We start from the raw sequence: 26,411 nt of genomic DNA on the forward strand, positions 1-26,411 counted from the left end.
TCTATGGCAATTCGACTGGCATGGATAGCTGGGAAAACGCCCGCTTCCTAGAATTTTTCCAGCCGCATCCCTGGAGCAAGCCATGGACCTCGCCCGCCTCGTCGAGCCGGACCGCGTACACCGCAGCGTGTACACGGACCAAGCCATCTTCGACGCCGAGATGGAGAAGATCTTCGAGCGCATCTGGATCTACTGCGGCCACGAGTCCCAGGTGAAGGCGCCCGGCGACTACTACGCCGTCACCATCGGCCGCCAGCCGATGCTGATGGTGCGGCAGCCCGATGGCGGGATCCAGGTCCTGTACAACCGCTGCCCGCACCGCGGCGTGCAGATCATCGGCAACCGCCAGGGCAACACCGGCAGCGCCCTGGTCTGCTCGTACCACGCCTGGAGCTTCCACCTCGATGGCAGCGTGCGCGCCATCCCGCTCGCCCAGGGCTACGAGAACACGCGGCTCACGCGCGACAACCCCGACTGCGCCATGAAGCGCGCGGCCCGCGTGGACAGCTACCGCGGCTTCGTCTTCGCCAGCCTCGTGCCGGATGGGCCCACGCTGCGCGAGTTCCTCGGCGAAGCCCGCGTCGCGTTCGACGACATGTGCGACCGCTCGCCGGTCGGTGAAGTGGAGGTCGTCCCCATCTGCCATCGCGTCATCCAGCACTCGAACTGGAAGTTCTTCATGGAGAACCAGCTCGACGCGCTGCATCCGTCCGTCACGCACCAGTCCACCGGCATCGCCGCCGGGCGCGTGGAGCGCCGGCTGAAGTCGGACGGCGAGAACGTGCCGCTCTACTACCACTACCTCTCCGCCTTCGCCTCCAGCTTCGAGCAGTGGGACAAGGTGCAGACCATCAACTTCCCGCACGGCCACGGCATCCTGAAGGCCTACATGGGCCTGCGCCCCAACGACCCCGACACGCGCGAGCACGAGGCCTTGCTGGAACAGGCGTACGGCAAGGAGAAGATGGAGGAATACCTCTCGCGCAGCATCCACCACGTGCTGGTGTATCCCTATCTCTCCGTGCAGAGCCCGCTGCAGCAGTTGCGCTGCCTGCGGCCGATCGCGCCGGACAAGACGCTGTCGGAAATCTGGCACTTCCGCCTCAAGGGGGCGCCCGAAGCCATCTACCGCCGCAGCCTCTGGTACTACAACCTCGTGAACTCGCCGGCGACCATGATCAACGCCGACGACCTGGAGAACTGGACCAAGGGCCAGCGCGGACTGGAGTCGAAAGGGGGCGAGTGGGTGAGCTTCCACCGCTGGTACGGCGACGACCGCGAGGACAACGGCGTCACCTACTCCAACCACGGCACCTCGGAAGCCGTGATGCGCAACCAGTTCCGCGCCTGGTCGCAGTACATGACGTCCTGAAGGAGGCCGCGATGGACAGCAAGCCAACCGTCATCCCCAGCGCCGGGCCCGACTTCGAGCACCTGCTCGCGCAGGACGTGGTGATCGAAGCGGGTTCCCAGGCGTCCACCGGCGCGCAATCCGTGGCGCCGGACCATTCGCCGCGTGCGCCGCAGCTTGGCGTGGGCGCGCCGCTGCGCCTGGGCCAGGCCACGCCCGCGGCGCCCTTGCTCGCCGAAGGCGGCCTGCAGCGGGAGGTGGAGCAGTTCCTCTACCGGCAGGCCGAACTGCTGGATGGCAAGCACTGGCAGGCCTTCATCGACCTCTTCGACGAGCAGGGCGTGTACTGGATGCCGGTCACGCCGGAACAGGTCGAGTGGGAAGGCTCGCCCTCGATCTTTGCCGAGGACCGGCGGATGATGGAGATCCGCAAGGGCCGCGTGAACCACCCCAACGCCTGGTCGCAGGCGCCGGACTGGGAGACCAGCCACCTCGTGAGCCACGTCATGCTCGAATCCGCGGGCGACGAGATCGTGGTGCGCTCGCGCTTCCACATGATGGAGCTGCGCCGCGACGAGATCCGCCACTTCGGCGGGCGCTACCGCCACACCCTCGTGCGCGATGCACAGGGGCAATTGCGCATCCGCCTGCAGCGCGTGGACCTGTTCAACGGCCAGGCGCCCTACGACTACGTCCTGCAGGTCTGGGTTTGAAGGAGACGACCATGGCCATGAAACTCGTCCTCGCCGCCCTGCTGGGACTGGCGGCCTCCGCGCATGCAGCGGACAAGGTGAAGGTGGGCTTCGTCAGTACCCTGTCCGGCCCCAACGCGGCGCTCGGCGTCGACATCCGCGACGGCTTCCAGCTCGCCGTGAAGCTGCATGGCGGCAAGCTGGGCGGCCTGCCCGTCGAAGTGCTGGTGAACGACGACCAGTTCAAGCCGGATGTCGGCCGGCAGCTGTTCGAGCGGCTGGTCAAGCGCGACAAGGTCGACTTCATGACCGGCGTGGTGTTCTCCAACATCATGCTGGCGGCGTTGCCGGAGGCGATCGACAACCAGGTGATCTACATCAGCCCGAACGCGGCGCCCTCCTCCATCGCGGGCAAGGACTGCAACCCGCTGTTCTTCGCGGCGAGCTGGCCCAACGACGCGTACCACGAGGCGGCCGGTGCCTTCGCCAACCAGCGGTCGCTGAAGAACGTGTACCTGCTCGCGCCCAACTACCAGGCGGGCAAGGATTCGCTGGCGGGCTTCAAGCGCACCTTCAAGGGCGAGATCGCCGGCGAGACCTACAGCCAGCTCGGCCAGCTCGATTACGCGGCCGAACTCGCGCAGATCCGCGCCGCCAGGCCGCAGGCCGTGTACGTGTTCCTGCCGGGCGGCATGGGCATCAACTTCATCAAGCAGTTCGTCGGCGCCGGCCTGAGCAAGGACACGATGCTGCTGCTGCCAGGCTTCAGCGCGGACCAGGACATCATCAGCGCGGTGGGTGCGCCGATGGCGGGGCTGTTCAACACCGCGCACTGGTCGCCGGACCTGGACAACGCGGCGAACCGCAGGTTCGTCGCGGAGTTCCAGAAGGAATACAAGCGCCTGCCGACGCTGTACGCCTCGCAGGGCTACGACACGGCGCTGCTGATGGACGCCGCGGTGCGCGACGCCAAGGGCCGCGTGGAAGACCGGCAAGCGCTGCGCCAGGCGCTGAAGGCCGCGCGCTTCGAGTCGGTGCGGGGGGCGTTCAAGTTCAACACCAACCAGTATCCGGTGCAGAACTACTACGTGCGCACCATCGGCAGCGACGGCAAGGGCGGGCTGGTGAACAAGTCCTTCAGCGACCCGATCCTGCGCGCGCACGGGGATGCGTACGTGCAGCAGTGCAACATGCCGAAGTGACGCTCTTCATCGAGCAAGCCCTCAACGGCCTGCAATACGGCCTGATGCTGTTCCTGCTCGCGGCGGGACTGACGATCGTGTTCGGCGTGATGGACATGATCAACCTCGCCCATGGCTCGCTTTACATGATCGGCGCCTTCGTCGGAGCGTGGCTGGCGCCGCTCACCGGCTCCTTCTGGCTTGCGCTGGGCGGCGCGGTGGTGGTCACCGCCGCCGTCGCGGTGCTGATGGAAATCTCGCTGCTGCGCACGCTCTATGCCCGCGACCACCTCTCGCAGGTGCTGGCCACCTTCGCGCTGATCCTGATCCTCAACGACGCGGTGAAGATGGTGTTCGGCGCCGACCGGCCGCTGTCCGCGCCGGAGGCGCTCGCCGGGCCGGTGGCCCTGCCCGGGGGCCTGCAGTACCCGGCGTGGAGGCTGTTGATCATCGGGGTCGGCCTCGTGCTCGCCGTGCTCCTGTACCTGCTGGTGCAGCAGACGCGCATCGGCGCGCTCGTGCGGGCCGGTGCCTCGAACCGCCGCATGAGCGCCGCAATGGGCGTGGACGTGCCACGCCTCTTCACCGCGGTGTTCGGCTTCGGCGCGGCGCTGTGCGCGGTGGCCGGTTGCCTGCTCGGACCGCTGCTCGCGGTACAGGTCGGCATGGGCGAGAACATCCTCATTCCGGCTTTCGTCGTGGTGGTGATCGGCGGCGTCGGGTCCATCCGCGGCGCGCTGCTCGGCGCCCTGCTCGTCGGCGTCGTGGACACGCTGGGGCGCACGGTGCTGCAGCAGGGGCTGCGCGAGGTGCTGCCGCCCCAGTGGTCCAGCGCCGCCGGTCCGGCCCTGGCCTCGGTCGCGATGTACCTCCTGATGGCCGGCGTGCTCGCCTGGCGTCCGCAGGGGCTGTGGCCGGTGCGCGGCCGATGAGGGCGGGTGCGCTCGCCGCGGCCGCCGCGCTGCTCGTCGCCATGGCGCTGCCCTGGCTCCTGCGCGTGGCCGGCGCGGAGTTCTACCTGAGCCTCGCCAGCCGCGTCCTCGTCTACGCGATCGCGGCGACCAGCCTCAACCTGCTGCTCGGGTACGCCGGCATGGTCTCGCTGGGCCATGCTGCGTTCTTCGGCCTGGGAAGCTATGCGAGCGCCGTGCTGCTCGCCGAGGGACAGCAATCCGCGCTCTGGCACCTGCTCGCCACGCTGGCCGTGTGCGGCGTGGCGGCGCTGGTGATCGGCGCCATCTCGCTGCGCACGCGCGGCGTGTACTTCATCATGATCACGCTGGCGTTCGCGCAGATGCTGTTCTACCTCGCGAACTCCATCAAGGCCTGGGGCGGCGACGAAGGCCTGCGGCTGCGCGCGCGCGTGCTGCTGCCACTGGCGGGCGAGCTGCGGCAGCCGCTGGTGCTGTACTACCTGGCACTCGCCCTGCTGGTGCTATGCCTCGCGGCGCTGGCGCGTTTCGCCGGGTCGCGCGCGGGGCTGGCCGTGCGGGCACTGCGCGACGACGAGGTACGCGCCGAGGCGCTGGGCCTGCCCGTGTACCGGTGGAAGCTCGCGATCTTCGTCGTGGCCGGCCTCGTCGCGGGCCTGGCCGGCGCGCTCGCGGCCAACCTGCAGGGCTACGTCAGCCCCAACAACCTGCACTGGACGCAGTCCGGCACGCTGCTCGTGATGGTCATCCTCGGCGGCACGGGCAGCCTGTGGGGCGGCGCGGCCGGCGCCGTCGCCTTGCTGCTGCTGGAGGAAGTGCTGGCCGCGTACACCGGGTACTGGGCCTTCTGGACGGGATGGGTGCTGCTGGCCGTGGTGCTGTTCGCGCCGCGCGGTCTCGCCGGCCTGCTGGGGAAGCGGCGATGAACCTGCTGGAGGTGCGCGGCCTGCGCAAGCGCTTCGGCGCACTCGTCGCTACCGATGGTGTCGACCTCGACGTCGCGCCCGGCGAGATCCACGCGCTGATCGGCCCCAACGGCGCGGGCAAGACCACGCTGCTCGCGCAGCTGGCCGGCGAGCTGCGCAGCGACGCCGGATCGACTCGCTTCGATGGCCAGGACCTCCTGCGCCTGCCGATGCACGCGCGCGCACGCCGCGGGCTGGTGCGCTCGTTCCAGGTGACGCGCCTCTTCCGCAGCCTCACCGTGGGGGAGCACCTCGCCTTCGCGGCGCAAGCCAGCGGTGCGAGGGAACCGGCGCCCGGCCTGCTGGAGCGCGCGGGCCTGGCCGGACGCGCGCGCGACCCCGTCGACGCGCTGCCGCACGGAGAGCAGCGTGCGCTGGAAGTCGCGCTGGCCCTCGCGTGCGCGCCGCGCCTGCTGCTGCTGGACGAACCCATGGCGGGCCTCGGCGCGCAGGAATCGCTGGCCATGGGCGAACGCATCGCGGCGTTGCGCGGCACCTGCGCCGTCCTGTTGATCGAGCACGACGTCGAAGCCGTGTTCCGCCTCGCCGACCGCGTTTCCGTGCTCGTGGGCGGCGCGATCCTGGCGAGCGGTCCGCCGGCGCAGGTGCGCGCCGACCCCGGCGTGGTGGCGGCCTACCTCGGCGAGGCGGAAACATGACGGCCCTGCTCTCCGTCCGCGGGCTGGATGCGGGCTACGGCCGCAGCCAGGTGCTCTCCGGCGTGGACCTGGACGTGGCGCCCGGCGAGATCGTCGCACTGCTGGGACGCAACGGCATGGGCAAGACGACGCTGCTGCACGCCATCCTGCAGCTGCTGCCGCCGTGGGCGGGCAGCGTGCAGTTCCTCGGCGAGCCGGTCACCGGGGTGCCTGCGCACCGGCTCGCGCGGCGCGGCATCGCGCTCGTGCCCGAGGGCCGGCAGGTCTTTCCCAACCTCACGGTGGAGGAGCACCTCACCGTCTTCGCGCGGCCGGGGCGCTGGACACCGCAGGCCTTGTACGACCTGTTCCCCCGCCTCGCCGAGCGCCGCGGCCACCTCGGCGACCAGCTCTCCGGCGGCGAGCAGCAGATGCTCGCGATGGCACGCGCGCTGGCCACGAACCCGCGCCTGCTGGTGCTGGACGAAGCCACGGAGGGCCTGGCGCCGCTGGTGCGCGAGGAGATCTGGCGCGTGCTCGCCGTGCTGCGCGCCGAAGGCCACGCGATGCTGGTCGTCGACAAGTACGTCCACCGCCTCGTCGGCCTCGCCGACCGCCACGTGGTTCTGGAGAAAGGCCGCGTCGCGTGGACGGGCACCTCGGCGGCCCTCTCCGCCGACCGCGGGCTGTGGAGCCGCTACCTGGGGCTGTAGCAAGCGGCCCACGGTGCCTCCCTCCGGCGGAGGGCGTCTGCGCGACCGCTGCCTAGAATCGCCCGATGCTCATCCGTCGCCGCGCCCTCGCTGCCGCCCCCCTGGCCCTGCTCGCCGGCTGCGCCACGCGCTTCGCCACCGAAGACGCAGCGGGACTCCCGCGCCTGCAGGTGCAGAACCCCGGGCTGCAGCCGCCGCGCGATGCACTCACCATCGGCGCGGAGACACTGGCGCCCGGCGACATCCTGCTCTCCTCGGCCAACGCGATGACCTCCCTGGGCATCCGCCTGGCGACGCTGTCGCCGGTGAGCCATGCGGCGCTGTACATCGGCAACGGGCACGTGGCCGAAGCCGTGGGCGAAGGCATCCGCCAGCGGCCCATGCCCGCATTCCTGGAGGAGGAAGCGACGGTCGTGGCCTTCCGCCATCCCGGAGTGCAGGCGGACCACGTGGAGAAGATGCGCGCCTTCGTGCCGAAGACGCTCGGCGAGAAGTACAACTACGTCGGCGTGCTGCTGCAGGCGCCCTTCTCCATCGAGCGCCGCCTGTGCGAGCTCCCGCTCACGCCTTCGCTCCTGCGCGAAGTCTGCCTGCAAGGCATGGGTGCGATGCAGGTGGGCCTGGGCCGCACCGACCGCTTCTTCTGCTCGCAGTTCGTGCTGGAGGCCTACCGGCGGGCCGGCCTGCCGCTCACGCAGGCCGACCCGCGCCTCGTCAGCCCGGCGGACCTGCTGCACATGCGCGAAGGCGACGTGCCGTCGCTGCGCAGCGAGCAGGTCCTGCAGGTCGTGGGCTACCTGAAGCTCGCGCCGGCACCGGAGCCGGACCTGCGCGCTCCGGCGTGACGATCAGCTGCCGATGTGCATCGTGAACGTGGCTCCGCTGGAGTGCACGCAGGTGCCGGTGCCCATCGTCGGCGAGTTCATCGTGTAGCGGCAGTTCAGGTAGCTGCCGCGGCTGCCGGCACCGTTGGCGACGCCGTCACGCTGCGATCCCGCCACCCGCGTCGCCTCGCCCATGAAGCTTTCGCCGTCGAGGGCGGTGGAGAACCGGCCGCGGCCGTTGAGGTCGTTCGTGACCACCGCGGCCACCATGCCGTAGCTGGTCGCCAGCGGGTTGGAAGGGTACAGCCGCGCCGTGAAGGTCACCGGCTGGGGCGGTGCGGCAGGCACCACCACCGTCGGCCCGGCGGGTGCGGGGGTGGGCTGCAGCGGCACCACGTAGCAGCCGGCCAGCGAGGCAGCGGCGGCGACGGCAGCCAGGACTTTCGAAGCGGTAGCGATCTTCATGCGGTTCACCAGGGCCCGAGCACATGCTCGTGCGGCGGACTGTGGCGGGTCGCGGTGCAGGCAGTAGCACTTTCCTGCACTGGTACTGGAAAACAGTGCTGCCGGTACCGCATTGCGCTACCTGAGGGGCGACCGGGGATAATCCGGGGATGAATCCCCTGCTGTCCCGCCTGCAGCCGTACCCGTTCGAGCGGCTGCGGCAACTGTTCGCCGGCGTCACGCCCAACCCCGCCTACCGGCCCATCAGCCTGGGCATCGGCGAACCCAAGCACCCGACCCCTGCCTTCATCAAGCAGGCACTGGCCGCCGCGATGGACCGCCCGGGGCACGATCTCGCGCTGTATCCGCCCACCGCGGGCACGCCCGAACTGCGCGCCGCGTGCGCCGGCTGGCTGGAGACCCGCTACGGGCTGGCCGTCGATGCCGCCACCCAGGTGCTGCCCATCAACGGCTCGCGCGAAGCGCTCTTCGCCTTCGCGCAGACCGTGATCGACCCGACGCGCCCGGCGGTGGTCGTCTGCCCCAATCCGTTCTACCAGATCTACGAGGGCGCGGCCCTGCTGGCCGGCGCGGAGCCGTACTACGCGCCCAGCGACCCGAAGCGCAATTTCGCCGTCGACTGGGACAGCGTGCCGCAGGCGACCTGGGAGAAGACGCAGCTGATCTTCGTCTGCTCGCCGGGCAACCCCACGGGCGCGGTGATGCCGCTCTCCGAATGGGAGAAGCTGTTCGCGCTGCAGGACCGCTACGGCTTCGTCATCGCTTCCGACGAGTGCTACAGCGAGATCTACTTCCGCGACGAGCCGCCCCTGGGCGGCCTGGAAGCGGCGGCGAAGCTCGGTCGCACCGACTTCCGCAAGCTGGTGGCCTTCACCAGCCTGTCCAAGCGCAGCAACGTGCCCGGCATGCGCAGCGGCTTCGTGGCCGGCGACGCGGCGCTGATGAAGGCCTTCCTGCTCTATCGCACCTACCACGGCAGCGCCATGAGCCCGATCGTGCAGGAGGCGAGCGTGGCCGCCTGGAGCGACGAGCAGCACGTGGTGGACAACCGCGAGCAGTACCGCCGCAAGTTCGCCGAGGTGACGCCGCTGCTCGAGCAGGTGCTCGACGTGCGCCTGCCCGACGCCAGCTTCTACCTCTGGGCCGGGGTGCGGGGAAGCGACACCGCATTCGCCCGCGACCTGCTCGCTCAATACAATGTGACGGTGCTGCCGGGCAGCTTCCTGGCCCGCGAGGCCGGCGGCGTCAACCCCGGTGCCGGCCGCGTGCGCATGGCCCTGGTCGCCGACACCGCCGAGTGCGTCGAGGCCGCCCAGCGCATCGTGCAATTCGTCCAGAACAGAAAAGACTGATCCCCATGACCCAGCAGCTCCAGCAAACCATCGACACCGCGTGGGACAACCGCGCCAGCCTCTCGGCCGCCGCCGCACCCAAGGAAGTGCGCGACGCCGTGGAGCACGTGATCGCCGAACTGAACACGGGCAAGCTGCGCGTCGCCACGCGCGAAGGCGTGGGCAAGTGGACGGTGCACCAGTGGATCAAGAAGGCGGTGCTGCTGTCCTTCCGCCTGAACGACAACGTGATCATGAAGGCCGGCGAGCTGGCCTTCTTCGACAAGGTGCCGACCAAGTTCTCGCACCTGTCGCCGGAGGAAATGGCCGCGACCGGCGTGCGCGTCGTTCCGCCGGCCGTGGCCCGCCGCGGCAGCTTCATCGCCAGGGGCGCGATCCTGATGCCCTCGTACGTGAACATCGGCGCCTACGTGGACGAAGGCACGATGGTGGACACGTGGGCCACCGTGGGCTCCTGCGCGCAGGTGGGCAAGAACGTGCACCTGTCCGGCGGCGTGGGCCTCGGCGGCGTGCTGGAGCCGCTGCAGGCCAACCCGACGATCATCGAGGACAACTGCTTCATCGGCGCGCGTTCCGAGATCGTGGAAGGCGTGATCGTCGAGGAGAACTCGGTGGTCTCCATGGGCGTGTACATCGGCCAGAGCACGCCGATCTACGACCGCGCCACCGGCGAGACGCACTACGGGCGCGTGCCGGCCGGCTCGGTGGTGATCTCGGGCAGCCTGCCCAAGGATGGTGGCAAATACAACCTGTATGCGGCCATCATCGTGAAAAAAGTGGACGCCAAGACGCGTTCCACGACCAGCCTGAACGATTTGCTGCGAGACTGAGGAAGCCGCCTTCCCCGCGCGAGCGGGGCGGGCGCGGAGAAGAGGAGTCGAGATGGGAACGATGGAGCGGATCCTGCGCCTGATGTCCGAGAAGCGGGCGTCGGACGTCTACCTGTCGGCGCACGCGCCGGCGATGATCAAGATCAACGGCCAGACGCTGCCGATCAACAACCAGCTGCTGCCCGCCGACGCCACGCGCGCCCTGCTCGCCGAGGTGCTGCCCGCCCACCGCATGGAGGAACTCGATGCGACGGGCGAGCTGAACATGGCCCACCAGGTCGAAGGCGCCGGCAACTTCCGCTTCTCCGCGATGCGCCAGCGCGGCAGCATCGCCGCCGTCATCCGCTACATCGCCACCGAGATCCCGCCGCTCGGCTCGCTGCAGGTGCCAATGATCCTGGGCGACCTGATCATGGAAAAGCGCGGCCTGCTGCTGATGGTGGGCTCCACCGGCGCCGGCAAGAGCACGACGCTCGCCGCGATGATGGACTACCGCAACGAGAACTCCAGCGGCCACATCCTCACGATCGAGGACCCCGTCGAGTTCATCTTCAAGAACAAGAAGTCCGTGGTGAACCAGCGCGAGGTGGGCAGCGACACGCAGTCGCTGCAGACCGCGCTGAAGAACGCCCTGCGGCAGGCGCCCGACGTGATCCTGATCGGCGAGATCCGCGACCGCGAGACCATGTCCGCCGCCATCGCGTACGCGCAGTCGGGTCACCTGTGCCTGGCGACCATGCACGCGAACAACAGCTACCAGGCGCTGAACCGGATCCTGTCCTTCTACCCCGTGGAAGTGCGTCCGACGATGCTGGGCGACCTGGCCGCGGCGATGAAGGCGATCGTGTCGCAGCGCCTGCTGCGCACGGTCTCCGGCGGCCGCGCGCCGGCCGTCGAGGTCATGCTGAACACCAAGCTCGTCTCGGAGCTGATCGAGAAGGGCGACTTCTCCGGCGTGAAGGAAGCGATGGAGAAGTCCATGGCCGAAGGCTCGCAGACCTTCGAGCAGGACATCGCGCGCCTCATCCTGGACGGCACCGTGGACAAGAAGGAAGGCCTGGCCTACGCCGACTCGCCCACCAACCTGCAGTGGCGCCTGCAGAACAGCCAGGCCGACGCGGCGATGGCCGCCGGCAATGACGGCGACACCGACATCGACCTGGACGACGAGCCGTCGTTCACGGAGATCACGCTGGACGTGAAGCACTGACCGCCCGCGGGGCGGCGGTGGGGTTCGCTACGCTCACCACCACCCTACACTAGCGGGAATGTCCAAGACGCTCCACCTCACCGAGCAGCTGATCGCGCAGCGCTCGGTCACGCCCGAGGACGGGCACTGCCAGCCCCTCATCGAGGCACGCCTGAAGCCGCTGGGCTTCGCCTGCGAAAGCATCGTGAGCGGCCCCGCCGATTTCCGCGTGAAGAACCTCTGGGCCAAGCGTCCCGGGCGCTCGGGCCGCACGCTCGTCTTCGCAGGCCACACGGACGTCGTGCCCACGGGGCCGCTGGAACAGTGGACCAGCGATCCCTTCGTGCCCAGCCACCGTGGCGGCAAGCTGTACGGGCGCGGTGCCGCCGACATGAAGACCTCCATCGCCGCGTTCACCGTGGCCGTCGAGGAGTTCCTGGCGAAGCACCCGAACCCCGACCTCGGCATCGCCCTGCTCCTCACCAGCGACGAGGAAGGCCCCAGCGTCGACGGCACCGTCGTCGTGTGCGAGCAGCTGAAGCAGCGCGGCGAACGCCTGGACTTCTGCATCGTCGGCGAACCCACCTCGGTCGAGAAGCTCGGCGACATGATCAAGAACGGCCGCCGCGGCAGCCTCACGGGCAAGCTGACGGTCAAGGGCATCCAGGCGCACATCGCCTATCCGCAGCTCGGGCTCAACCCCATCCACAAGGCGCTGCCGGCGCTCGACGAACTCGCGCGCACGGAATGGGACAAGGGCAACGACTTCTTCCCGCCGACCAGCTTCCAGATCAGCAACATCCACGGCGGGACGGGGGCGGGCAACATCATCCCGAACCGCGTGGTGATCGACTTCAACTTCCGGTTCGCCAGCGTGAGCACCGCGGAGGAACTGCAGCAGCGGGTGCACGCGATCCTGGACCGCCACGGCCTGGACTACGAGCTGCAGTGGACCGTCGGCGGCCAGCCTTTCCTGACCACGCCCGGCGAGCTGGTGGGCGCCGTGCAGGCGGCGATCCGGCAGGTCACGGGGCTGGAGACCGAGCTCTCCACCACCGGCGGCACCAGCGACGGGCGCTTCATCTCCCGCATCTGCCCGCAGGTGATCGAGTTCGGCCCCATCAACGCCAGCATCCACAAGATCGACGAGCACGTGCTGGTCGCCGACCTCGAGCCGCTGAAGGACATCTACCGCGGCGTGCTGGAACACCTGGACGCGCCGTGAAGCTGATCGCCCTCGTCGAGGAACTCGCCGCGCAACTCGAGGCGGCCGGCGTGAGCTTCGGCCACGGCACCACCAACGCGTTCGACGAAGCCGTGTGGCTGGTGCTGTGGCACCTGGGCCTGCCGCTGGACGAACTGGACCTGCACGCGGAGCGCGAGCTGCGCCACGAGGAGCAGCTGGCCGCGCGCGAGCTGCTGCACAAGCGCATCGCGACCCGCAAGCCCGCGGCCTACCTCACGCGCGAAGCGTGGCTGCAAGGCGTGCCGTTCTACGTCGACGAGCGCAGCATCGTGCCGCGCAGCTTCATCGCGGAGCTGCTGGCCGACGGCACCATCGATCCGTGGCTGAGCGAACGCACGCGGCGGGTGCTGGACCTGTGCACGGGCAACGGCAGCCTGGCGGTGCTGGCGGCGATGGCCTATCCCGACGTGAGCGTCGAGGCCGCCGACATCTCTCCCGAGGCGCTGGAGGTCGCGCGCATCAACGTGGAGAAGCACGGGCTGCAGCAACGCATCCGCCTCGTGCAGTCCGACGGCCTCGCTGCCCTGCCCGGCCCGTACGATCTCGTGCTGTGCAATCCGCCTTACGTGAATGCGCGGAGCATGGCGCAGCTGCCGGAGGAATACCGGGCCGAGCCCGAGCTGGCGCTGGCGGGCGGCGCCGACGGGATGGACTTCGTGCGCGCGCTGCTGCGCGACCTGCCTTCGCGCCTGGGCGCGGACGGCGTACTGGTGCTGGAGATCGGCAACGAGCGGGAGAACTTCGAGGCGGCGTTCCCGGGGCTGGAGGCCGTGTGGCTGGAGACGAGCGCGGGGGCGGAGCAGGTGCTGCTGCTGACGGCGGAAGCGTTGCGCGGCTGACGCCGCATCGCTGGGGTGCGCGTTCGCGCAACCCAGCCTACGGTCCGTGCGCAACGATGGCCCGCCTTTGTAGCGGCCGTAGGCTGGGTTGCGCGAATGCGCACCCCAGCAAACACGCAAATCACCAACGCCCGTAGGCTGGGTTGCGCGAAGCGCACCCCAGCAGATGCGAAAATCGCCAGGTGATCCAGCTTCGCAACGTGACCCTGCGCCGCGGCGCCAAGGTGCTGCTCGATGGCGTCTCCGTCACCATCAACCCCGGCGAGAAAGTCGGCCTGGTGGGCCGCAACGGCGCCGGCAAGTCCACCCTCTTCGCCCTCCTGAACGGCAGCCTGCATGAAGACGCGGGCGAGTTCTCCGTGCCCGCGCAATGGCAGCTGGCCCAGGTGGCCCAGCACATGCCGGAAACCGACGAGCCCGCGACCGCCTTCGTGCTCGGGGGCGACACGCGCCTCGTGGCCCTGCAGGAGGAGCTCGCGCGCGCCGAGACGGCCGGCGACGGCATCGCCATCGCCCACGCGCATTCCGACCTCGCCGACGCCGGCGCGCACGACGCCGTGCCGCGCGCGCAGGCGCTCATCCTCGGCCTGGGCTTCCGCCCCGACGAACTGGACCGGCCGGTGGACAGCTTCTCCGGCGGCTGGCGCATGCGCCTGCAGCTTGCGCGCGCGCTCATGTGCCCTTCGGACCTGCTGCTGCTGGACGAGCCGACCAACCACCTGGACCTCGACGCGCTCGTCTGGCTCGAGGGCTGGCTGCAACGCTACGCGGGCACGCTCGTGGTGATCAGCCACGACCGCGAATTCCTCGACGCGGTGACCGGCGTGACGCTGCACATCGACAGCCAGCAGCTCACGCGCTACGGCAGCAACTACAGCGGCTTCGAACTGCTGCGCGCGCAGCAGCTGGAGCAGCAGCAGGCGGCCTACGCGAAGCAGCAGGACAAGATCGCCCACCTGCAGAAGTTCATCGACCGCTTCAAGGCCAAGGCGACCAAGGCGAAGCAGGCGCAGAGCCGCGTCAAGGCGCTGGAGCGCATGGAGAAGATCGCGCCGGTCCTGGCCAGCGCGGAATTCACCTTCGAGTTCCGCGAGCCGCAGAACCTGCCCAACCCGATGCTGGCGATCCAGGACGGGTCTTTCGGTTACGGCGAGAAGATCATCCTGCGCAACGTCAACCGCTCCGTCCTCGCCGGGCAGCGCATCGGCATCCTCGGCGCCAACGGCCAGGGCAAGTCCACGCTGGTGAAGACCATCGCGCGCACCATGCCGCCGCTCGCCGGCCGCGTGACCGAAGGCAAGGGCCTCGCCATCGGCTACTTCGCGCAGCAGGAGCTGGACGTGCTCCGCCCGCAGGACACGCCGCTGGAACACATGATCCGCCTCGCGCGCGAACAGGCCGCGGCCACCGGCCAGTCCGACCGCGAGCAGGACCTGCGCAACTTCCTCGGCCAGTTCCTCTTCACCGGCGACATGGTGCAGCAGGCGGTCGGCTCCATGAGCGGCGGCGAGAAGGCGCGGCTGGTGCTGGCCATGATCGTGTGGCAACGGCCCAACCTGCTGCTGCTCGACGAACCGACCAACCACCTGGACCTCGCCACGCGCGAGGCGCTCGCGATGGCGCTGAACGAGTTCGAGGGCACGGTGATGCTGGTGAGCCACGACCGCGCGCTGCTGCGCTCCGTGTGCGACGAGTTCTGGCTCGTCGGCCGCGGCGCCGTGTCGCCCTTCGACGGCGACCTCGACGACTACCAGCGCTACCTGCTGGAGGAAGCCCGCCGCATCCGCGAGCAGGTGGCGACGGCCTCCGCCGCGGCGAACGCCGCGCCGGCCGGCACCGAGCCGCGCCTGAACCCGCAGGAGCAGCGCAAGCTGCAGGCCCAGCAGCGCCAGCAGCTCGCCACGCGCCTGAAGCCGCTGAAGAAGGAGCGCGACCAGGCGGAGCAGCGCATCGCCGCGCTGGAGGCCGAGAAGGCGCAGCTGGAAGGCCGCATGGCCACGGTGCTCGCGCCGGCCGAGATCGCCGACGCGGGCCGCCGCCTCAAGGCCGTCGCGGAAGAACTGGAAAGCCTGGAAGAACGCTGGCTGGAGCTGTCCGGCGAGATCGAGGCGGCCGAAACCGCCAGCGGCTGACTTGCAGGCGGCGGACAGGATCCCATCTGCTCCCCATGGCCACCCGCCCTCTTCCCGCCGACGACCCCGTGGTGCAGGCTGCCGCCGATCGCGCACGCCGTCTGCTGAGGCGGCGCGCCTTCGCCGGCGCCGCCGCGAGCGTGGTGCCGGTGCCCGGCCTCGACTGGGTGGTCGATGCGGCCCTCCTGTCGAAGATGATCCCGGCGATCAGCGCCGAGTTCGGTCTCACGGCGGAACAGATCGCGCAGATGCCCCAGCGCAAGCGCGACCAGGTCGAGCAGGCCGTGGGCGTCGTCGGCTCCATGGTGATCGGCAAGTTCATCACGAAGGACCTGGTGATCCGCGCGTCGGCAGCGGTGGGCCGCCGGCTCACCGTCAAGCGCGCGGCGCGCTTCGTGCCCCTCGCCGGGCAGCTCGTGTCGGCCCTGATCAGCTACGGCGCGATCCGCTACCTCGGCGAGCAGCACATCCGGGACTGCGTCGAGGTCTGCCGCCGGGCGCGCCTGCGTCCGCCGGTGCCTGCCCTGCCCGCCCCGGGATCAGCGTCCGGCTGACAGGCGCAGACACCCGGCGCCTATCCGCGCCGTCGTGCGGCCGGGTTGCAATCACCGCATCCGCAGAACGAACGACACCATGCAAACCACCGACGTCCTCGGCTACGTCGCCGGCGCCCTGACCACCATCGCTCTCGTCCCGCAGGCATGGCGCGCCTTCCGCACCCACGACGTGAGCGGCATCTCGCTGCGCATGTACTGCATCTTCACCCTGGGCATCGCGATCTGGCTCGCCTACGGGATCGTGCTGGGCGAGACGCCGATGATCATCGCCAACAGCGTCAGCCTCGTGCTCGCCTTCCTGGTCCTGGTGGCCAAGCTCCGGTACGGGCGCAAGGACCGCGGGCACGGCAAGCCGCGCATGGCGCGCGCCTGACGCCCTGCCGGCGGCGCGGCTGTCCGGCAGCGCGCCCTGCGCGACCGCCTGGGCTTCGTGCGGCCGCGCCTGCAGAGGCAGTGATCAGCGCGCGGGCGCCGTCGTCGCGCTCGCCCCGCCCGCGCCGTTGAGCACGCGGGAATTCACCACCTGGCCGCTCGCGCGGTCCAGCGTCAGCTCCAGGATGCTGCCGCCCTGGTCGCGCACCTGGCGCACCACCTGGCCGGCCGTGTTGGAGGTCTCGCGCACGACGGGCAGGTCCAGCGCCTTGCCCACGGTGCGGGACGACAGCACGCGGCCCGTCTGGTCCACCGTGCGCTCCAGCAGGTTGCCCGCCGTGTCGACCGTGCGGGTGACCGTCTGCCCCAGCGTGTTGACGGTCTGGGAGATCACGCCCCCGGGCTGCAGCGCCGTGTTCGCGACGCCGCCCACCGTGTCGACGGTGTTGTCCACCGACTGCAGCAGGCGATCGACGAGCTGCGGGTTCTTGTCCAGCGTGATGAGCGTCTTGTCGATGATCTCGCGCACGTTGTCCAGCCGCACGACGAGCAGCACGGTCGCTTTCACGCCCTTGATCTCGAGGTTCACCTTGTCGATGCCCGCATCGACGCCGGCCGTGATCTTCACCAGGTTGGCGACGCGCGCGTCCAGCGACACGTGGGCCTGGAGGTTCTGCACGTCCAGCTTGATCTCGTCCACCGAGAGGTTCGGGATGTCCAGCAGCACGTCCGGCGGATCGCCGGCCGCCGGGTCCGCGGGGCGGTAGCGGCTGCCCTGCGCGGCCGCGGCTTCGCGCTGCGAGCGCGGCACGTTGCGCTGCACCTGGGTCGTGATCTGGGCGTTGCGGTCGCCGCGCACGACGGGGGCACTGCCCGGCGTGCCGGTGGTGCCGGTGGTCTGCGCCTGCGCCGACAGCCCGGCCAGGGCGAGGCACGCCGCGACGGCGAGGGTCTTCCTTTGCATGTTCTTCTCCATCCTGTAGTTCGCGGCTCTCGCCGCGCGGGGATTGTTTCCCCGGCGCGCAGGGTATCCTGTCGGACAACAGCGCATGAGGCGGAACCATGTCCAGGCTCGAACAAGGTGAGAAGGAATTCGTCTCCGGCTTCGGGGACCTCGCGCCGGATGCGGCCGCATCCGCGGCCGCGGAACACGGCCGGACGCAGGAGATCGACGCGCGCGGCATCAGCTCGCCGCTGCACGTGCTGCGCGCCCATCGCGCGCTGCGGGCCATGCAGCCGGGCGAGCAGCTCCGGGTGCTGACCACGTCCGAACAGACGATCGCCGAGTTCCAGTCGCTGGTGAAGCACGTGGTCGGCTACGAGCTCCTGTCGCAGGAGCAGATCGGCGACGAGGTCGTCCACCTCCTGCGCCGCAAGCGCTGAGCGCCGGCGCTGCGGGCGGCGCTTCGCGCTCGCCGCGTTCGCTCAGGCCGGCTGCCTGCCTGCGACTTTCACGCGGACGACGTGGGCCTTGCCGTCGTCCACGAGCGCCAGGCGGCCGCCGCCCTGCGGCTGGCCGTCGACCTCGATGCCCGGCGGCGCGGGCCCGGCGCCCACTTCGATGCGGTAGGTCGCGGTGCGGAAGCGATAGTCCACGGCGTAGCCGCTCCAGTGCTCCGGCAGGCAGGGCGTGATCTCCAGGGAAGCCCCGTCGTCCGTGATCCGCAGCCGCAGGCCGAGCAGCGACTCGACGACGAGCCGGTACATCCAGCCGGCGGAGCCGGTGTACCAGCTCCAGCCGCCGCGCCCCGTATGCGGCGGCACGCCGTACACGTCGGCCGCCACCACGTACGGCTCCACCCGGTAGGTGGCGATGTCCGCGGGCGTGCGGCCGTGGTTCAGGGGGTTGATCATGTCCATCACCTGCCAGGCCCGCCGCGCATCCCCGAGCGCGGCGAAGGCCATGGCGGTCCACACCGCCGCATGGGTGTACTGGCCGCCGTTCTCCCGCACGCCCGGCAGGTAGCCGGCGATGTAGCCCGGGTCCGGCCCCTTGCCGTCGAAGGGGGGGTCGAGCAGCTGCACGAGGCGAGCCTGCGGCCGCACCAGCCGCGCGGACACCGACCGCATCGCCTGCACGGCGCGCCCCCGGGCAGCCACGCCGGATAGCGCGGACCAGCTCTGCGCGACGGCGTCGATCCGGCACTCCGTCCCTGCGCTCGCGCCGAGCGGCGTGCCGTCGTCGAACCAGGCGCGCAGGTACCACTCGCCGTCCCACGCCGACGCTTCGAGGCGCTCCGACAGCCCGGCGCGTTCGGCTTCGCAGCGCCGCGCCAGCGCGTCATCGCCCTGGCGCCGCGCGAGAGGCGCGAACTGCCGCAGCACCTCGCACAGAAAGAACCCCAGCCAGACGCTCTCGCCCCGTCCCGCGTGGCCGACGCGGTTCATGCCATCGTTCCAGTCCCCGGCACCCATCAGCGGCAGCCCATGCGCGCCGAAGCGCAGCCCGTGCTCGAGCGCGAGCGCGGCATGGGCATAGACGCTGGCGGCGCGGCCGGAGCGCACGGGCAGGTCGTAATAGGACTCTTCCTGCGGCCCGAGCGCGCGCCCCTCGAGGAAGTGCACCGGCTCGGCCAGCACGCCCGTGTCGTTGGTCGCCTCCACGTAGCGGCACAGCGCGAGCGGCAGCCAGAGGTAGTCGTCGGAGATGCGCGTGCGCACGCCGTGGCCCGCGGGCGGATGCCACCAGTGCTGCACGTCGCCTTCGGCGAACTGGCGGCCGGCGCAGGCCAGCAGCTGCTCGCGCAGCACCAGCGGACGCGCGTGCACCAGCGCCATCGCGTCCTGCAGCTGGTCGCGGAACCCGAACGCGCCGCCCGACTGGTAGTACCCGCTGCGCGCCATGATGCGGCAGCCGAGCGTCTGGTAGACGAGCCACCCGTTGGCCAGCACGTCCAGCGCCGGGTCGGGGGTGCGGACCTGCACCGCACCCAGCAGGTGCTTCCAGTGGGCATGCACGTCGGCCAGCGCCTGCTGCACGGCGAAGCTGCCGCGGAAGCGCGCGACCAGCTGCTGCACTTCGTCCAGGCTGCGGCCCATGCCGAGCCGGAAGGTCACCTCGCGCGATTCGCCCGGTGCCAGCCGCAACGGGACCTGGATCGCCGCGCAAGGGTCCAGCGCCGCGCCGCTGCGGCCCGAGAGGTGCGCGCGGCGCAGGGCGGCGGGGCCGCGCAGCGAGCCGTTGCGGCCGATGAACTCGGTGCGGTCGCAAGTCATCGTGCCCGCGAGGCGGTCGGCCTCGTCGACGTCGAGGAAGCCAAGCCAGTCGCCGAACTGGTTGCTGTAGCGGTTGCGCGCGAGCACGGCGCCGCTGTCCGCCGCCACCTCGGTGTGGATGTGGGGTGCGGTGCGCGCGCGCATGTCGCCCAGAACCCATTCCACGTACGCGGTGGCCGAGAGCTGACGGGTGCGGTCGCCGTCGTTGCGCAGCACCAGCCGCGAGAACTTCACCGCCGCGTCGGTCGCGACGAAGACGGTGAGTTCGCTGTGGACCCCGCCCTCGTCGTGCTCGAACACGCTGTAGCCGAAGCCGTGCCGCGCCACGTAGGCGGACGGTGCCGCCGCCTCCCCGGCCAGCGGCAGCGAGGTGGGGTTCCACAGCCTCCCGCTTTCCTCGTCGCGCAGGTACAGCACCTCGCCGCAATCGTCGGTGACGCCGTCGTTGTGCCAGGGCGTGAGGCGCAGTTCGTGCGCGTTCTCGCACCAGGTGTAGCTGCTGCCCGCGTCGGACAGCACGGTGCCGAAGCGCGGATTGGCGATCACGTTCACCCAGGGCGCCGGGGGCCGCTCGCCGGCGGCAGGCGCGACGGCGTACTCGCGGCCGTCCGGGGTGAACCCCCCGAGCCCGTTGTCGAACAGCAGTGGCTCGCGCGGGGCGCCTGCCTTCGCCGCCGCCGGCGCCGCGCCGCGCGTGGCGGCCAGCGGCGCCACTTTCGTCCGCGGGACCCGCAGGCGCCCGACCTGCTCCGCCAGCGAGCCGAGGCGGTCGGCCAGGATCACGCGAGCCACCGACTGCAGCAGCACGCGGTCTTCCACGGCGATCTGCTCGGCGTGCCGCACGAAGATGCCGCCCGGACGGTCGACCTCGTGCGATTCGATGCTGCCGGCGATGAGGCCCAGGATCTCCTCCTGCAGGCGCTGGCGGTAGACGTCGCGCTCCTCGTTCCAGATCACCAGGTCGACCGCGAGGCCCTTGAGGCGCCACCACGCATGTGCCTGCACCAGCTGCCGCACCAGCTCCATGCTGGAGGCGTCGCCGATCTGCAGCAGCACGATCGGCAGGTCGCCCGATATCGCATAGCCCCACAGTCCCGACTGCGCGCGGCGGTTGCGCAGCAGGACCGCCGGGGGAGCGCGCAGGTGTGCATCGGAATACACCACGCCGCTGGCCAGGCGGGCATAGAGCTGCGCATCGGCCTCGCTCGCGTTGAGCTGCCGCAGGCTCACCTGGCTGTGCGTCCAGGCGAGCTCGAACACGCGGTCCGCGATCCTGCGGTCCATGTACTTGCGCGCGAGCGCAATGCACCCTTCGCGGCTGTCCGCCACGCCCCAGACCAGGTCGACGACGGCGGTCTGCTCGGGCTCCAGCGTCACCACGCGCCGCGTGGCCAGCACCGGGTCCAGCACCGCGCCGCTGCTGCCCGACAGCGGCGCCGCGTCGCGCAGCGCGGCGGGATAGCGCAGGCTGCGGCCGCGGCCGATGAAACGTGCCCGGTCGCTCTCGTGCGAGGCGGAGCCGGCCTGCGCGCCGTGCACGGCCACCAGGTGGAACATCGACGGCGATGCGTCCCCGGCCGCGCGCGGGCGGCGGGTGCACAGCAGCGCGGCGGGGTCCGCCAGGATCTCGGTCTGCAGGAACAGCTTGCTGAACGCCGGGTGCTGCGCGTCGGCGGCGGCGGGCGACAGCACCGGCTCCGTGTAGCTCGTCACCTCGATCACGCGCCGCGCGCGGCCCCGGTTGGTCAGGCGCAGGCGGCGCAGCTCGATGTCGTCCTCCGGCGAAACCACGATCTCCGTGTACGCGTCGATGCCCTGGTCCACGCGGCGGAACTCCGCGCGGCCCTCGGTGAAGATCGTTTCGCTGTGGTCCGCCTTCCAGCGGGCCGGCTGGTGGGCGGCCGACCAGAAGGTGCCGGTGTCCAGGTCGCGCAGGTAGCAGAAGCTGCCCCACGCGTCCGTGGTGCGGTCTTCGTGCCAGCGGGTGAGCGCGAGGTCCTTCCAGCGGCTGTAGCCCCCGCCCGCGTGGCTCAGCATCAAGTGGTAGCGGCCGTTGGACAGCAGCTGCACCTCGGGGGCGGGAGTGTCGGGGTCGGAGACGATGCGCAGCGGCGTCTGCGCCTGCGCGCCGGCGCCGCGGTCGTCCGCGGGCGGGGCGGCGGCATCGCGCGGCGCCACCGCGCGCGGCACGCGCTCCTGCAGCAGCAGCAGGGTCGCGCGCACGCGCGGGTCGCTCGCGAAGCGCCGCTGCATCGGCCGGTCCAGCAGCGCGTGCGCCACCGCGAGCAGGCTCATGCCCTGGTGGTGCGCCATGTAGGAGCGCACGACCGCGCGGCTCTCGCCGCGGCGCAGCCGCGCCGCCGTGTAGTCGACCGCCTCGTAGAAGCCGAAGGTGCCGGCGGCGCCCTCGGCCGCGAGACGCCGGAGATTGGGCGTCGCGGCGGCAGGGTCGACCATCAGCGCCAGCACCGTGGCGTAAGGCGCCACCACCACGTCGTCCGCCAGGCCGCGCTTGAGGCCGAGCCCCGGCACGCCGAACGCGCGGTACTGGTAATTGAGGTGCGAGTCCGTCAGGTTGTAGCCGGACTCCGAGATCCCCCAGGGCACGCCGCGCAGGCGGCCGTAGCGAACCTGGGCTGCGACCGCGCCGTGCATGGTTTCGTCCAGCAGCGTGTTGCCGTAGCTGGGCATGACCAGCAGGGGCATCAGGTATTCGAACATGGACCCGCTCCAGGACAGCAGCACCGTGCGCCCTTCGAGCGAGGCCGCCTGGCGGCCCAGGGCGAACCAGCTCTCCTGCGGCAGTTGGGCCTGGGCCACGGCGACGAAGATCGCGAGCCGGGCTTCGGAGGCGAGCAGGTCGTAGAAGCCCGCGTCGCGGCGGCGGTCGTCCACGTTGTAGCCGATGGCGAGCTGGCGGCAAACCGGGTCGTAGAGGAACGCGGGGTCCATCGCGCCCAGGGCGCCGGCACGCTCCGCGAGGGCGCGCAGGGCTGCGCGCCGGGCCTGCAGAGCGCCGGCGTGCCACGACCGGCCCGCCGACGCCTGCGCGGGCAGCAGCCGCCGGATCTCGTCGCGCGCGGCCGCGCACTGGTCCGCGAGCGCGAGGCTCCAGCGATCCGCATCGCCCGGCGCGCGACCGGCGGACAGCGCGGTCGCCGCCCGGATGTCGACCGCGCACCGGTGCAGGTCGTCCATGGCCTGCAGCTCGCCGCCCGGCGGCAGGCCCAGGGCCAGCAGGCGCGAGAACCGCGACACGGGAGTGGCGATCGCGCCGCCGCCCTGCCGCACGAGCGCCAGAGTGTCCGCCAGGCCATGCAGCAGCCGCTCCACCTGCGGGGCCTCGTCGGCCAGGAGCAGCAGGCCCGCGCGCAGCGTGAGCAGGTGGCCGGCCAGGTTGCCGCTGTCCACGCTGGAGACGTACGCCGGGCGCAGCGGCTGCAGCGAGCGCGTGTCGTACCAGTTCAGGAAATGCCCATGGTGGCGCTCCAGCCGCTCCATCGTGGCCAGGGTCGCCCCCGTGCGTTCGATCAGCTGCATCTCGGTGAGGTAGCCGAAGTCCCGCGCCGCGAGGCTGGCGAGCAGCGACAGGCCCATGTTGGTGGGCGAGGTGCGGTGGGCAACGCGCGGCTCAGGCACTTCCTGCATGTTGTCCGGCGGCAGGAAGTGCTCGTCCGCGGTCACGAAAGTCTCGAAGAAGGCCCAGGTGCGCCGCGCGAGCCGGCGCAGTTCGGCGGCCTGTTCCGCGTCCAGCGTGCTGCGCCGGCGCACCAGCGGCCGGCTGACCCACCAGGCGAGCCCCGGGGCGCCCAGCCACAGCACGAGCACCGGCAGCGCGGCCGCCAGCGCATCGGCGCGCCATGCCGCCAGGGCGCCTGCGACCGCGACGGCGCACACCGGCGCGAACGCCATGCGCCGGAAGGAGCGGGCGAGCTCGCTGGCGGCCGTTCCCGCCGGGGCGCTTGCGCCCTGCCGGGATGGCTCCCATTCCAGCAGGCGGCGCCCGGACCACCGCAGCCGCCACGTCGTGCGCACGATGGCATCCAGGCTGACCCAGGCTTCGTGCGGCAGGCAGGCGAGCGCGAGCACGGCCTGGGCGAGGCCGCTGCGCGCCGCCGGCACCAGCGCGGCGAGGTGCTGCCGCAGGGGGGTCTCCACCGGCTTGCGGACCGCGTCCGCGGCCAGCGCGAGGAACCCGGGCAGGAAGAGGACGCCGAGCGCGGCCAGGGTCCACAGCCAGGCCGGCTGCAGCACGGTCCACCCGAGCACCAGGGAGACGGTGAGCGCCACGGGCACGAGGCTGCGCCGCAGGTTGTCGAGGATCTTCCAGCGCGACAGCGCCGAGAGCGGATTGGGCACCCGGCGCACCTGCGTCGCCGCCGGGTCGCGCGCATCGGCGGTGCGCAGGCGCAGCCGCGGCAGCAGCCAGCCGGCGATCTGCCAGTCGCCGCGCATCCAGCGGTGGCGGCGCCGCACGTCGTCGTCGTAGCGGGCCGGCGAATCCTCCACCAGTTGCACGTCGCTGAGCAGCCCGCTGCGCGCATAGCAGCCTTCCAGCAGGTCGTGGCTGAGGACCTGGTCCTCCGGCAGGCGCCCGCCCAGCACGCGCTCGAACGCATCCACCTCGTAGATGCCCTTGCCGATGAACGAGCCTTCGCCGAACACGTCCTGGTACACGTCGCTCACGGCGCGCGTATACGGATCGATCCCCGGCTCGCCTCCGTGCAGGAGCGCGTAGCGGGAGCGATGGGCGGCCGCGTGGCTGACGGCCACGCGCGGCTGCAGGATGCCGTAGCCCTCCACCACCCGGCAGGCCTGCGGCGCGCCGCCGAACCGCGGCCGGTTCAGCGGATGCGCCATCGTGGCGACGAACTTCCACGCGGCGTCGCGCGGCAGCTGCGTGTCGGTGTCGAGCGTGATCACGTAGCGCACGCCGGCCAGCAGTGCCAGGTCGCCGGTGGTGGCGGCGAAGCGTCGCGCGTCGCCGTCGCGCAGCAGCCCGTTGAGCGCCGCGAGCTTTCCGCGCTTGCGCTCGTATCCCATCCACACGGCGTCGCGGCCGTTCCATGCGCGTGCGCGGTGCAGCAGGAAGAAGCGGCCGCCCCCCGCGGCCAAAGGGTACCTGTCGTTCAGCGCCGCGATGCCGGCGCAGGCGGCGCGCACGAGGGCGTCGTCGCCTTCGCAGTGCTGCGACGGCGCATCGTGGAAGTCCGTGAGGAGGGCGAAGCGCAGCTCGTCGTCCCGGTTGGCGAGGAAGCGCACTTCCAGGGCCTCCACCAGGGCCGCGATGGCCGCCGCGCCATCCAGCATGGTGGGGACCACCACGAGGGTGCGCGCGCGCGCGGGGATGCCGGCGGAGAAGTCCATGCGCGCCAGCGGCCGCGGGCGCGCCAGCAGCATCGCCAGCCAGTTGACCAGCGCCACGGCGAGCTGGCTGGCCGCGAGCGGCAGCGCGAGCCCGGCAACGATCCACCACGCGGGCGCGACGGTGGGCCAGGACCCTGCCCCGCCGAGCGGCACCGTGCGCAACAGCAGCAAGGCCGGCAGCAGCAGGCTCGCGGCCGCGATGCTCCCGGCGTACCAGGCGAGCGGATGGCGCGCGAAGCCCCGGCGCAAGGTGGTCGCCAGGCCCGCGCGCGCGCCGACCCGCGCCTCGGCCGCGGGCCGCCCCGGGCCCACCAGGTAGTAGCCGACGTGGGCGCGCCGGAGGTCGTCGTCGGATGTGTCCGGCCGCGCGGCCGCGCCGGCCATGGCGACGACAGCCTGCGCCACGGCCTCCTCGGTGGCGGCGCTGGCGCGGGCGATCCGTTCCACGGCGTGGCGGTACGTGTCGCGCGTGGCGAAGTCCATGTGCGCGTACACCCCGGCCGGGTCTGCGCGCAAGGTGCGCTCCACCACGGACAGGTTCTCGACGAACGCCGGCCAGTCCGTGGCGGCGAGCAGGCGCAGGCTGCCGATGCTGTTGCTCACCGAGACCTGCTCGGCCGCCTGGGACTGCGCCTCCGCCTGCACGAGCTGGTCGGCGCTCTGGTGCGTCTCGGCGAGCCGCTGCTCCAGCCAGCTGAGGGGCAGCGCCAGGGCGGCGCTGTGGCCATGCAGGCGCCGCACCAGTTCCGCCACGAAGGCCGGCGTCATGGGCGGCTCCGAGCGCGCCATGTCGGCCACGACGAGGATCAAGCCCTTCGGCTCGCGTCCCGCCACCTCGAACATGCGGTCCGCCCAGCCGGCGGCGAGCTGGCTCTGCGCGCGGCTCGCGGCCACGCGCACGGCGACGCGCCGCAGGTTCTCGATCAACGCCAGCCGCAACATGATGGCGATCGCCCAGAGCTCCCCCAGCAGCAGCGGACTCACGCTCTGGTAGGCGGCGAAGAAGGCCCGCAGCGTGCCGAGCTCCAGCCGGCCGTCCCCATGGGCTACGGCCCGCACGGCGAGGTCGTAGACGCGCGGCAGTCCCGCGCCGGGCCCCGACCGCAGGCGCGGAAGCGCCCGGCTGTAGCCGGTCGGCAGGTAGCGCGCGGCGGCCCGCATCTCCTGCTGCAGGAGGTAGTCGTTGTCGACCAGCCATTCACCGGCCGGCGTGCACCGGCGCGCTTCGTCCTCCAGCAGGACCGCGCAGACGGCCGCGAGCGTGCGGCGGTTGTCGGCCAGGCGCGGCAGCAGCCGGTCCGCGGCCCGCGTGAGCTCCCAGACGTGGGTGCGCGCCAGGGCCTGGCCGTGCCGCTCCATCTGGTCGGCACTGAGCAGCTCGGCGCGCAGCGGGCGGTCGTTGGGCGCGGCGTCCGCCACAACCCACGGCGTGGCGAGGTCCACCAGCGGCCGCAGCCTGGAACGCAGCCAGGCCGTCACCGCGCCAGGCGCGGCGCGCGCGCGCATGGCGCCCTGGCTTTCCCGGCTTCCCCGTTCCCGCGTCGCCGTCC

The 26,411-nt window shown here is 71.3% G+C and carries 20 protein-coding genes; 17 read left to right on the forward strand and 3 right to left on the reverse strand.

From position 1 onward, the window contains the following. Positions 1-82: 82 nt before the first annotated feature. The 8 genes from H8N03_RS20355 (at position 83) to H8N03_RS20390 (ending at position 7,317) form a co-directional block, all read left to right on the forward strand. A complete protein-coding gene (locus H8N03_RS20355; RefSeq protein ID WP_187078065.1) occupies positions 83-1,372 on the forward strand; it encodes an aromatic ring-hydroxylating oxygenase subunit alpha in 1,290 nt (429 codons plus the stop codon). An 11-nt stretch (positions 1,373-1,383) separates the two neighbouring features. Beyond that, positions 1,384-2,064: an aromatic-ring-hydroxylating dioxygenase subunit beta gene (locus H8N03_RS20360; protein WP_187078066.1), complete on the forward strand. Its 681-nt coding sequence runs from the start codon at positions 1,384-1,386 to the stop codon at positions 2,062-2,064. A gap of 11 nt (positions 2,065-2,075) precedes the next feature. Continuing rightward, positions 2,076-3,245, forward strand: coding sequence for an ABC transporter substrate-binding protein (locus H8N03_RS20365; protein WP_354005151.1), 1,170 nt, complete (start codon positions 2,076-2,078; stop codon positions 3,243-3,245). After that, entirely contained in the window at positions 3,242-4,156 is a 915-nt protein-coding gene (locus H8N03_RS20370) for a branched-chain amino acid ABC transporter permease (RefSeq protein ID WP_354005152.1), read from the forward strand. The genes H8N03_RS20365 and H8N03_RS20370 overlap by 4 nt, the downstream gene beginning before the upstream one ends. After that, entirely contained in the window at positions 4,153-5,082 is a 930-nt protein-coding gene (locus H8N03_RS20375; protein ID WP_187078067.1) for a branched-chain amino acid ABC transporter permease, read from the forward strand. The genes H8N03_RS20370 and H8N03_RS20375 overlap by 4 nt, the downstream gene beginning before the upstream one ends. Then, positions 5,079-5,780: an ABC transporter ATP-binding protein gene (locus H8N03_RS20380; RefSeq protein ID WP_187078068.1), complete on the forward strand. Its 702-nt coding sequence runs from the start codon at positions 5,079-5,081 to the stop codon at positions 5,778-5,780. Before H8N03_RS20375 ends, H8N03_RS20380 begins: the two co-directional genes overlap by 4 nt. 5 nt (positions 5,781-5,785) lie before the next feature. Beyond that, complete coding sequence (locus H8N03_RS20385; protein WP_187078226.1) at positions 5,786-6,472, forward strand: ABC transporter ATP-binding protein; 687 nt, start codon at positions 5,786-5,788, stop codon at positions 6,470-6,472. Between the two features lie 65 nt (positions 6,473-6,537). Then, positions 6,538-7,317 (forward strand): YiiX/YebB-like N1pC/P60 family cysteine hydrolase, encoded by a 780-nt coding sequence (locus H8N03_RS20390; protein WP_187078069.1) that lies wholly within the window; start codon positions 6,538-6,540, stop codon positions 7,315-7,317. A 3-nt stretch (positions 7,318-7,320) separates the two neighbouring features. Here the strand turns inward: H8N03_RS20390 and H8N03_RS20395 are convergent, their stop codons facing one another. Next, on the reverse strand, positions 7,321-7,761 hold the full coding sequence (locus H8N03_RS20395) for a hypothetical protein (RefSeq protein ID WP_222623079.1): 441 nt from the start codon (positions 7,759-7,761) through the stop codon (positions 7,321-7,323). Between the two features lie 149 nt (positions 7,762-7,910). On the opposite strand from H8N03_RS20395, the gene dapC reads away from it, so the two are divergent. The 8 genes from dapC (at position 7,911) to H8N03_RS20430 (ending at position 16,279) form a co-directional block, all read left to right on the forward strand. Continuing rightward, positions 7,911-9,113: a succinyldiaminopimelate transaminase gene (gene dapC / locus H8N03_RS20400; RefSeq protein WP_187078071.1), complete on the forward strand. Its 1,203-nt coding sequence runs from the start codon at positions 7,911-7,913 to the stop codon at positions 9,111-9,113. Between the two features lie 5 nt (positions 9,114-9,118). Next, a complete protein-coding gene (gene dapD / locus H8N03_RS20405) occupies positions 9,119-9,943 on the forward strand; it encodes a 2,3,4,5-tetrahydropyridine-2,6-dicarboxylate N-succinyltransferase (RefSeq protein ID WP_187078072.1) in 825 nt (274 codons plus the stop codon). 52 nt (positions 9,944-9,995) lie between these two features. Beyond that, positions 9,996-11,153, forward strand: coding sequence for a PilT/PilU family type 4a pilus ATPase (locus H8N03_RS20410; protein WP_187078073.1), 1,158 nt, complete (start codon positions 9,996-9,998; stop codon positions 11,151-11,153). Positions 11,154-11,211: 58 nt separating this feature from the next. Next, complete coding sequence (gene dapE, locus H8N03_RS26430; RefSeq protein WP_255428314.1) at positions 11,212-12,357, forward strand: succinyl-diaminopimelate desuccinylase; 1,146 nt, start codon at positions 11,212-11,214, stop codon at positions 12,355-12,357. Further along, positions 12,354-13,217, forward strand: coding sequence for a 50S ribosomal protein L3 N(5)-glutamine methyltransferase (gene prmB, locus H8N03_RS26435; RefSeq protein WP_354005153.1), 864 nt, complete (start codon positions 12,354-12,356; stop codon positions 13,215-13,217). Before dapE ends, prmB begins: the two co-directional genes overlap by 4 nt. 182 nt (positions 13,218-13,399) lie before the next feature. Continuing rightward, the gene (locus tag H8N03_RS20420; protein WP_187078075.1) at positions 13,400-15,349 is read left to right on the forward strand and encodes an ABC-F family ATP-binding cassette domain-containing protein; all 1,950 of its coding nucleotides are present in this window, start codon (positions 13,400-13,402) and stop codon (positions 15,347-15,349) included. Between the two features lie 35 nt (positions 15,350-15,384). Then, the gene (locus H8N03_RS20425) at positions 15,385-15,903 is read left to right on the forward strand and encodes a hypothetical protein (RefSeq protein WP_187078076.1); all 519 of its coding nucleotides are present in this window, start codon (positions 15,385-15,387) and stop codon (positions 15,901-15,903) included. Between the two features lie 79 nt (positions 15,904-15,982). Further along, complete coding sequence (locus H8N03_RS20430; protein WP_187078077.1) at positions 15,983-16,279, forward strand: SemiSWEET transporter; 297 nt, start codon at positions 15,983-15,985, stop codon at positions 16,277-16,279. An 84-nt stretch (positions 16,280-16,363) separates the two neighbouring features. Here the strand turns inward: H8N03_RS20430 and H8N03_RS20435 are convergent, their stop codons facing one another. Continuing rightward, on the reverse strand, positions 16,364-17,242 hold the full coding sequence (locus H8N03_RS20435) for a hypothetical protein (RefSeq protein ID WP_222623081.1): 879 nt from the start codon (positions 17,240-17,242) through the stop codon (positions 16,364-16,366). Between the two features lie 98 nt (positions 17,243-17,340). Between H8N03_RS20435 and H8N03_RS20440 the strand changes: the two genes are divergently transcribed. Next, a complete protein-coding gene (locus tag H8N03_RS20440; protein ID WP_187078078.1) occupies positions 17,341-17,661 on the forward strand; it encodes a sulfurtransferase TusA family protein in 321 nt (106 codons plus the stop codon). Between the two features lie 42 nt (positions 17,662-17,703). Here H8N03_RS20440 and H8N03_RS20445 read toward each other — a convergent pair whose 3' ends face one another. Then, a complete protein-coding gene (locus H8N03_RS20445; RefSeq protein ID WP_187078079.1) occupies positions 17,704-26,367 on the reverse strand; it encodes a GH36-type glycosyl hydrolase domain-containing protein in 8,664 nt (2,887 codons plus the stop codon). Between the last annotated feature and the right edge of the window lie 44 nt (positions 26,368-26,411).

The organism is Ramlibacter cellulosilyticus (assembly GCF_014297465.1).
Classification (GTDB): domain Bacteria; phylum Pseudomonadota; class Gammaproteobacteria; order Burkholderiales; family Burkholderiaceae_C; genus Ramlibacter; species Ramlibacter cellulosilyticus.